This window comes from Sphingobium sp. PNB, from assembly GCF_019873065.1.
GTDB classification, from domain to species: domain Bacteria; phylum Pseudomonadota; class Alphaproteobacteria; order Sphingomonadales; family Sphingomonadaceae; genus Sphingobium; species Sphingobium fuliginis.
In genome coordinates, this window is sequence record NZ_JAINEZ010000041.1 from 37,028 (window position 1) to 45,036 (window position 8,009).

The following is an 8,009-nucleotide window of genomic DNA, read 5'->3' on the forward strand; positions in this document are numbered from 1 at the left end:
CCGGCTGCGACCCGAGGCTTTGCTTCTGGCCGGTCCCTATCCTTGTTTCCCTTTCCCGTGCCGATGGCAAGATGATCATCGTCCATTATGAACGGTTTATCGGATATGCTCCGGCGTCCGCGCATGGCCCTCGCGGCGAGTCGCGCCCGGGATGCGGCTCCATTCGGCCGTTGCGGCAGCGGGCGATTCGGCAAAGCGGTCGATTTTTCGGTGGAACATCGCGATAAGCAGTCCACCTCCGGCGTAGGAAGGGGCGACGGCGCGATTTGTGGAGATGCGGGCAGACAGTACGAAGGCGGCCTACACCGCTTTCCTGAGCTATAATCACAGGGACGTTCGGGCCGCGCGCGGGCTGCAACGGCGGCTGGAATCCTATCGGCTGCCCAAGGGCGCCATGCGATCCGACGGCGGGCGGCGGCTTGGCCCGATCTTCCGCGACCGCGACGAACTGCCTGCCGCGGCCGACCTGTCAGAGGCGGTGAAGCAGGCGCTTTCCCGATCGGCGGCTTTGGTGGTCCTGTGTTCGCCCCATGCGGCGGCTTCGCCCTGGGTGGACAAGGAAATCCGCCTGTTCCGCGTCCTCCATCCCGACCGGCCGATCCTGGCGGCGATCATCGAAGGCGAACCGGAAGAGGCCTTTCCGCCCGCGCTGCAGGACGGTGGCGAACCGCTTGCCGCCGACCTTCGGCGGGAGGGCGACGGCGTTCGGCTGGGCACCCTGAAGATCATTGCCGGGCTGGCCGGGATCGGCCTGGACCGGCTGGTGCAGCGCGATGCGCAGCGGCGCGTCCGGCGCGTGACGGCTGTCACGCTGGCCCTGCTGCTGGTCATGCTAGCTTTTCTCGCGCTGTCGATTGCGGCTTTGCAAGCGCAGCGGGAAGCGGAGCGGCAACGCGCCGAAGCAGAAGGGATCATCGAATTCATGCTGACCGATTTGCGGGAACGTCTGCGCAGCGTCGGTCGCCTGGATGCCCTGACCGTCGTCAACGACCGGGCGATGAACTATTATCGGGACCAGGGCGACCTCGACGATTTGCCGGACGACAGCCTGGAAAGGCGGGCGCGCATCCTTCAGGCGATGGGGGAGGACGATATTGCGCGCGGCAGCCTGCCGGCGGCGCGGCGCAAATTCGAGGAAGCGCATCGCACCACCACCGCTCTGCTGGACGACGATCCCAAGCGCCCCGAATGGATTTTCGTTCATGCGCAGAGCGAATTCTGGATCGGGCAGGTCGATCAGCTATCCGGGCAGGCCGACGCCGCGCTCAGGCATTATCGGGCCTATCTGCATTGGGCCCGCGAGCTTTTCCGGTATCAGCCCCAGGCGGCGCGCAGCTTCACGGAAATGGGCTATGCGCTCAGCAACATCGCTTCGGTCCAATGGGAATCGAAGAACGACCATGACGATGCGATCCGGAATTATGCGAAGTCGCTCTACTGGTTCCAGCGGGCGCAGCAGGCCGATCCCGGATCGTTCAACATTCGCATGGAGGTGGCCGAACGCCATGCGCGGCTGGCCGACGTGCATTTCGACCGCCGCGACTTCCGGGCGTCGGAGCAGCATCGGCTGGAGCAACTGAGGCTGCTCGAACCCTTGCGGCGGGAAGATCCGCAAAATGGCGACATCGCCTATGACACTCTGGTGGCGACCCGTTCGCTTGCACGGATCGCGTTCGAGACCGGTGAGACGGCCAAGGCGGTCAGGCTGCTGCGCGATGCGCGGAGCCAGTCTTCGGCGCTGCGCCAGCGCGATCCGGAGAACCAGAACTGGTTCGAGCAGCATTTGCGGCTGCTGATGGATGCAGCCGAGGTGGCGAGGGCGCGCCACCAGGGCGCGGAGGTCCACCGACTGGTCGACCAGGCCCGTCGGATCATGCATGATGCAAGTCCGACGGCCGCGGCGGACCCGGCATTTCGGGCTACGTCGATCCGACGTCTGGATGCTATAGCACAGTCGAATGACAGGGCTTCGGCAAAGGGGGAGTGAATGCTGCCTTACGGGAACAGTGTCAGGACCATCGGCCCCGGCGACAAGATCGATCATGTCACCCTGCTCTCCATTCGCGTGCGGGAAGGCGCGTGGAATGTCAGCCGCTGGTTCGCGCCGATCTGCGAACGCGGACTGCAGGCCACGGAGGCGCGCCTGCTGAAGATGGCGCAGTCCCGCGACCCCGCGCAATATCCCGAATTCAGGGGCTATGGGTTCGAGAACATCGCCTTCGTCGAATATATGTGCTTCTTCACCATCATATTGGATGCGCCCGGCTACAGCTTCCATGACGGAAAGGACACCGATCCGATCTGGTTCGTGGAGAAGAAGGAAAACAGTTCGCTGCCCCCGCCGCCCGCGCCGGTGGCGCCCAACCGCAGCTTCTACGACCTGGAGATGACCGACATCGGCGGCTATCCGGCGCTGCGCTGCCGCAACTACATGTGCAACGGCTATACCGGCGAACCGTTGAAGGAAGGGGAGGAGCAGGGCTTCATCTTCAATCTCTATATTCGCGGCCGTTATGAACATGGCGGCGATTCGGGGGTTGTCCTGGCGATCGATCCCGACGGCGTCAGCAAGGGACCGCGGAAATAGGATCGCGCGAATCCGGTGGCGGCGGACGGGCGCTTGTGGGACAAGGCGGGAAATGATCAGGCCGCAGCTTAACAGCATCACGCGATTGGCCCGGGCGGGCGCGCTGGAACAGGCCTGGACCACATTCCATGCCGCCGGCCTGTCGCCGCAATCGGACGACCCGGATGTGCTGACGGTTTACGGACGCCTGCTGAAGGACCGCGCGGCGGGGGAGAGCGGCGCGGCGCGGGAAGAATTGCTGAACCGGGCCATCACCGCCTATGAGCGTGCTTCCGCCCTTTCGCATGCGACCTATCCGTTGATCAACGCGGCGACGCTGGCCTATGTGGCAGGGCGGCACGAGGCGGCGGTGGCGCTGGCCAATGCCGTGATGACGCTGCTCGACGATCCGCTGCGCGCCGCCGAGACGCCCTATTGGATCGATGCGACGCGGGCCGAGGCGCTGCTGCTGCTGGGCCGGACCCAGGATGCCGAACGGATGCTGCGGCAGGCCATCGGGCATCAGCCCGAAGCGTGGGAAGACCATGCCTCCACGCTGCGACAGTTCGCGATGATCCTGGCGGAGGCGGGGCGGCCGGCGGACTGGCTGGACCGTCACCGTCCGGCTTCGCCGCTCTATTTCGAAGGAATATTGGGCCTTGCAGCCGATGACGCCCAGGCGGCCCGCACGATTGCCGGGGCGGTGGATGCATTGGCCCCTTCCATGGTGATCGGGGCGCTGGCCGCCGGGGCGGACATATTGGTGGCGGAGGCGGCCATTGAGGCGGGCCGCCAGCTGCATGTCGTTCTGCCCTGTCCGGCCGAACTGTTCCGGGCGGCGTCGGTCGATCCTTTCGGTCCGGCATGGGCCGATCGGTTCGATGCGTTGATGGGAAGGGCGGTGTCGGTCAGGGAAATGGACGACTGGCAACCGCTCAGCAATGCATCCGTCGAGGTGTCGAGGCAGGCCGCCATGGGGCTGGCCCTGTGCGAGGCCAAGCGCCTGCAATCCTCCGCCCGCGCCTTGCAGATCGTCGGGCGGGGCGAGGAGGGGGGAGGCGACATGGCAGGCTGGGAAGCGCTGGGGCTTCGGCTGGATCGGCTGGCGCTGGAACGGAGCAACGCCGCTCAGGTCGCCCTGTCGCCGGAGGCGGAAGTCGTGGCGCTGATCGCCGTTCCGGAATCCCTGCCCTTCCACTTCGGCGGGGATGCGACGCTCTTGATCGGGCAGGAGGGGCAGCATGCCTATGGCCTGTCTTCCCTTGCCGACGCGGCCCACAGGGCCGCTGCTTTGCGCGGCGATCATCCCGAGGCCCGGCTGGCGCTGGATTACCGCGCCCTGGCCGACACGCAGGACGGACGCTGGGATCGTGCGCTCATGATCGCCGCCGCGGACCTGGAGGGGGCGGTGGCGTTGAGTGAGTCGGCCGCCCTTGCCCTTGCCCTGCATGCGCCGGAGGCGAATGTGCAGCCGATGGGCGACATCAGGACGGCGTCGGGCGACCTGGCGCTTTATGGCCTGTTTCCCTGAGCCTGGGGGAATCACCTCTTTCTGGTCCGCGCTGAGTCCTTCGACAAGCTGAGGGCGAACGGATGTGAGCGGTTCCGGTTCATCGGACGTCGCTCAGGATGTGCGAGGATCCGGCTTCCGCGACCGGGAGGAGAATCGGCGCTTGCAGGCCCGATCTCCGCATGGCGTGGTCCGGGCAGGCTTCACGCTATCAATTCGGCGAGCAGGCGCGGCGCCAGTATCTCCAGCGCCTCGTCTGTCCGGCTGACGATGCCCCGCCGCAGCAGATGCGCAATGGCCCGGGATGTCGTCTCCCGCGTGGTATGCACCGACAGCGCCAGCGCGGACAGCACGGGCGGCGGCTCGATGCGGTTGGAGGCGCCCGCAAGGCGCAGCAGTTCGGCATAGACCCGGCCATTCGCCGTCAAAGTGGTTCTGGCGGCCATGCGGTCCAGCATCACGTCCAACTGCCGCGCGAACAGCAGGCTGAGGCCATGGGCGATATCCGCGCTGTGCCGCGCCAGGTCCACCAATGCCGAGGTTTCGATGCAGAGGAGATGGAGCGAACCCTGCGCGACGATGTCGCTGCGCAGCGCCGCCGGTTCGGGATAGCTGCCGAAGATTTCGCCCGGCCCGTGGGAAGCGAGCAAGGTCAACTGGCCATCGGCCGAGTTGATCTGGGCCTGGGCGGCGCCCTCCACGACCACCCAGCAATGATCGGCCAGGTCGCCCTGATGCGCGACGACGGCCTTGTGCGGAAAAACCATGTCGCGAACGGCGGACGCCAGAGCCTCGGCACCTGCCTGCCCACATGAAAACACGCTTCTGATAACGGCCAGCCGTTCCGTCTCAAGCAAGCTCTTCCCCCAAAAACCATGTGGGCCAGCGCGGTCGAACCTACCGGCTGATGGCTCTCAAAAAAAGGCCCAGCAGCGCGAAGGCTGCCGGGCCCTGAGTTGGAAATCAGGCAAGCCTGAGTTCCTCGGGTCGCGGGCGGAACAATAAGCGCCTCTTCCCATCTTGCGCGTGACGTGCATCACGCTTCGTCGATCTCCGACAAAGGCGTTGGGCGGGAGAAGGCGCCCACCATGCTCAGCTTGACGCCGGCCCGTATACGCTGCCCTAATAGGTGACGGTCACCGTCAGCGTGTCGAGATAGCCGGCGCCGGCCGCCACATTCTGTCCCGCCGGGATGCGGCCGTAGACGGTGACGCTGTCGTTGAATACCAGCAATGCCAGGACGGTGCGCGTGACGTTGACCGATCCGCCGGTGCCGTTGCCCCATATCTGCGTGCGTGCGGCGTTGGTGTAGAGGTTGTAGTTGAGGGCAGCGGCGCCCCTTCGCAGCGTGCGTGGCGCGAAGCTGCCGGAACTGCCGGCGCTGATGTCGATCGTGTAGGAGCCGGCCAGCGCCACCAGAAGATCGCAATGGACGTTGATCGTACCCGTCGCGTCGGTCGCGGTGGGCGAGAGCGGATTATAGTTGCCGAAGCTGATGCCGGTGGCCGTGACCGTGCAGGAGCAGCCGGCCAGACCGTTGCAGGCGGCCTGGGCAGGGCTTGGCTGCATCAGGAACAGGATGGCCGTCAGCAGCGGCAGGGCCGTCAGGGCCTGAGCGCGCCGCCTCATGGCGCCGGCTCCCGCCGGAACGCGCAGGCGACGGGGCCGATGCGGGGCAGCGTGTCGCGCGGCGCGATGCCTGTCACGGTCGCCTTGCAGACGCCGCCGCCCGTGTCGATCTCCAGCACCATCCCTTCGCGGAGATTGCGCACGAAAATTTCTCCGCCGAAGCCGACGAACAGCGTCTCGCCGTCGTCGGTGCGCACGTTCGCGCCGGCTGCGACCGGCTTGCCGTTGGCGGTGGCGACGACCACCGTGCCCGGCCGGTCCTGCTCGACCGGGAAGCGGGCATGGGCCGCGCCCCTGATCCGCGGAACGACGATCATCGTGTCGTCGGGCAGCCGCACGTCCAGCGGCAGGTCGGACGGCGCCAGCGAAATCCGGTTCGCCTCATAGGGGCGCAGGTCCGGAACGATGACGATGCCCCGCCGGTCGGTGCGCGCGACGGGGCGGTTTTCCTGATAGATGCGCACATTGCCCTGCCCCGGCACCTCGACCACGCCAAAGCCATTTTCGATCCGCCGGGAGGCATGGATGCCGCCGGCCGCGAACATGACCCCGCCGCTCGCGAGCAGCCTCACGCCCGTCTTGCCCCGGAAGCGGGCCGCCTCCAGGCTCAGCTCGCCCGTGGAGCCGCGCCAGTTCATTTCCGCCTGCTGCCGGTCGTTTTCGCCCTCGCTGCCCGCCAGGCGATAGCCCCAGCCGCCCGAAAGCGGCGCCGTCCGCCGGATTTCCGCCAGGCGGTTGCGATTGTCGCCCTGCGCATAGACGCTGGTCCGCGGGCCCAGCGGAATGGTGAGGCCAAGGCCGACGACCGCCTCCGGTTCCCGTCCCGCCATGTCGCTGCGGATGGCGAACAGGCTCATATAGGCGCGGCTGCCGATGCCGACGCTGTAATTGGCCGATCCGATCCTCGCCCGGTTGCCGTCGCCATATTCAAGGTCGGTCCAGGTCACGACCATGCTGCCCAGATCGCCGAGCGACGCCCCTGCCGACGCCTGGAACTGCCGCGCGATGCGGTCCGCCGGGCGGTCTATGCCGATCTGGTCGAAGCGATCCGACGCGCGCTGATAGCTGAGCGCGATGTTCCAGCGCGGCGTGATGCGGGCGAAGGAGGCGCGATAGAGGCCGCCGCTCCCCTCCCTCCCGCGCGATCCCGCCAAAGCGAGGCTGAATTCCCCGAGCAGCGGCCAGACCAACGACAGGCCGCCGCCCAGCATTTGCACGTTGCCGCTCGCCTCCGCCCGGGCATCCACGGTCAGCCAGTCCGTCAGGCCGCGCCTGTAGCTGCCCGCGGCGAAGGCGGTGCCGTAGCTGAAGCTGGCAATGCCATAGTCGCGCCGTTCCGCCCCGGCTTCGAACGACCAGGCGGACAGCCCGGCGCTGAGCAGCCGGGGGCTGACATAATAGGGCGTGCGCACGCGCCGTTCGACGCCCGTGGCGTCGCGCACGACCAGCGTCACCTCGCCCGCGCCTGTTACCAGAGGCACCTGATCGATGGAGAAGGGCCCCTGATCGACGTCCGACTGGAAGCGCACGGCATTGTTCACGAGCAGTTCGACATTGGAGGGCACGGCGGTGCGGCCGAGAAAGGCGGGGGTGGGAAAGGTGATGAGGGTGGGACTGAGTCCGAATTCCGTGCCGTAGCGAACGCCGCCATAGCGTATCTGGCGACCCCAGTCGGGGCTGGTCGTGACGGTATCGCCCAGGATCAGTCGGCGGAGATCCTGGGGATCGTCGCGGATGAAATAGCTGTCGAGCCGCACGACGCCGTTGCCGATGCCGCTGCTCTGCCCGACCGTCATGCTGTTGGCGAACAGGCCCCAATCGTCCGACAGGCCGGCTTCCAGGAAGGCGGAGGAGGCCAGTTCGTCCTGATAGGAGACCGACAGGTCGTAATTGAGGAAGGCGGCGAAGGTGCCGGCTGTGGGCAGCAGCCTGCCGGCCGATCCGGAAAGCCGCTGCACCGCGAACCGTTCGGCGGGTACGGTCAGGTCAAGCTGCTGGCTGGCCGCATCGAAGGAGGGCGTGATGAAGGAGGGGAGGGGGACCAGCGCCTCTCCGTCGATCGTCACGGGCGGGGCATCGGGGCGGATCTTCCAGCGTTCGAGGTCCGCGGCCTTCAGGAACCAGGCATCGCCGCGCCGCCCGGCCAGTATCTCGCCCTCCTGCGCCTGGCCGTTGACCAGAAGCCGGACCAGCATCAGCGAGGGCCCGTCGCCGTCTTCCCGGGCGGCCGGCGGCGATCCATGGCCGGGGGGAGCCTGGGCGGCGGCGGGGCGGGACAGGAGGCAGAGCGCGACCATGGCCCCT

General features: G+C 67.1%; 6 protein-coding genes. 3 read left to right on the forward strand and 3 right to left on the reverse strand.

All coding sequences use genetic code 11. The features are described from left to right. Positions 1-274 precede the first annotated feature (274 nt). The 3 genes from K7W03_RS15000 to K7W03_RS15010 are packed head-to-tail and all read left to right on the forward strand — an operon-like array spanning position 275 to position 4,097. Entirely contained in the window at positions 275-1,987 is a 1,713-nt protein-coding gene (locus tag K7W03_RS15000) for a toll/interleukin-1 receptor domain-containing protein (RefSeq protein WP_222886690.1), read from the forward strand. Then, positions 1,988-2,587 (forward strand): hypothetical protein, encoded by a 600-nt coding sequence (locus K7W03_RS15005; RefSeq protein WP_044662700.1) that lies wholly within the window; start codon positions 1,988-1,990, stop codon positions 2,585-2,587. Positions 2,588-2,639: 52 nt separating this feature from the next. Next, positions 2,640-4,097, forward strand: a complete 1,458-nt coding sequence (locus K7W03_RS15010) for a TRAFs-binding domain-containing protein (RefSeq protein ID WP_222886691.1) — start codon at positions 2,640-2,642, stop codon at positions 4,095-4,097. Between the two features lie 182 nt (positions 4,098-4,279). Here the strand turns inward: K7W03_RS15010 and K7W03_RS15015 are convergent, their stop codons facing one another. The 3 genes from K7W03_RS15015 to K7W03_RS15025 form a co-directional block, all read right to left on the reverse strand. After that, positions 4,280-4,933, reverse strand: a complete 654-nt coding sequence (locus K7W03_RS15015) for a Crp/Fnr family transcriptional regulator (protein ID WP_025547559.1) — start codon at positions 4,931-4,933, stop codon at positions 4,280-4,282. Positions 4,934-5,198: 265 nt separating this feature from the next. Then, a complete protein-coding gene (locus tag K7W03_RS15020) occupies positions 5,199-5,705 on the reverse strand; it encodes a spore coat U domain-containing protein (RefSeq protein ID WP_044662699.1) in 507 nt (168 codons plus the stop codon). Then, positions 5,702-8,009, reverse strand: a 2,308-nt coding sequence (locus K7W03_RS15025) for a fimbria/pilus outer membrane usher protein (protein WP_319024319.1), incomplete at its 5' end; no start/stop codon positions are given. The genes K7W03_RS15025 and K7W03_RS15020, both read right to left, overlap by 4 nt.

Excerpts from the sequence above, each read along its gene's own strand:
- K7W03_RS15000 (WP_222886690.1), top strand. The coding sequence starts at position 275 with ATGCGGGCAGACAGTACGAAGGCGGCCTACACCGCTTTCCTGAGCTAT.
- K7W03_RS15005 (WP_044662700.1), top strand. The coding sequence starts at position 1,988 with ATGCTGCCTTACGGGAACAGTGTCAGGACCATCGGCCCCGGCGACAAG.
- K7W03_RS15010 (WP_222886691.1), top strand. The coding sequence starts at position 2,640 with ATGATCAGGCCGCAGCTTAACAGCATCACGCGATTGGCCCGGGCGGGC.
- K7W03_RS15020 (WP_044662699.1), bottom strand. The coding sequence starts at position 5,705 with ATGAGGCGGCGCGCTCAGGCCCTGACGGCCCTGCCGCTGCTGACGGCC.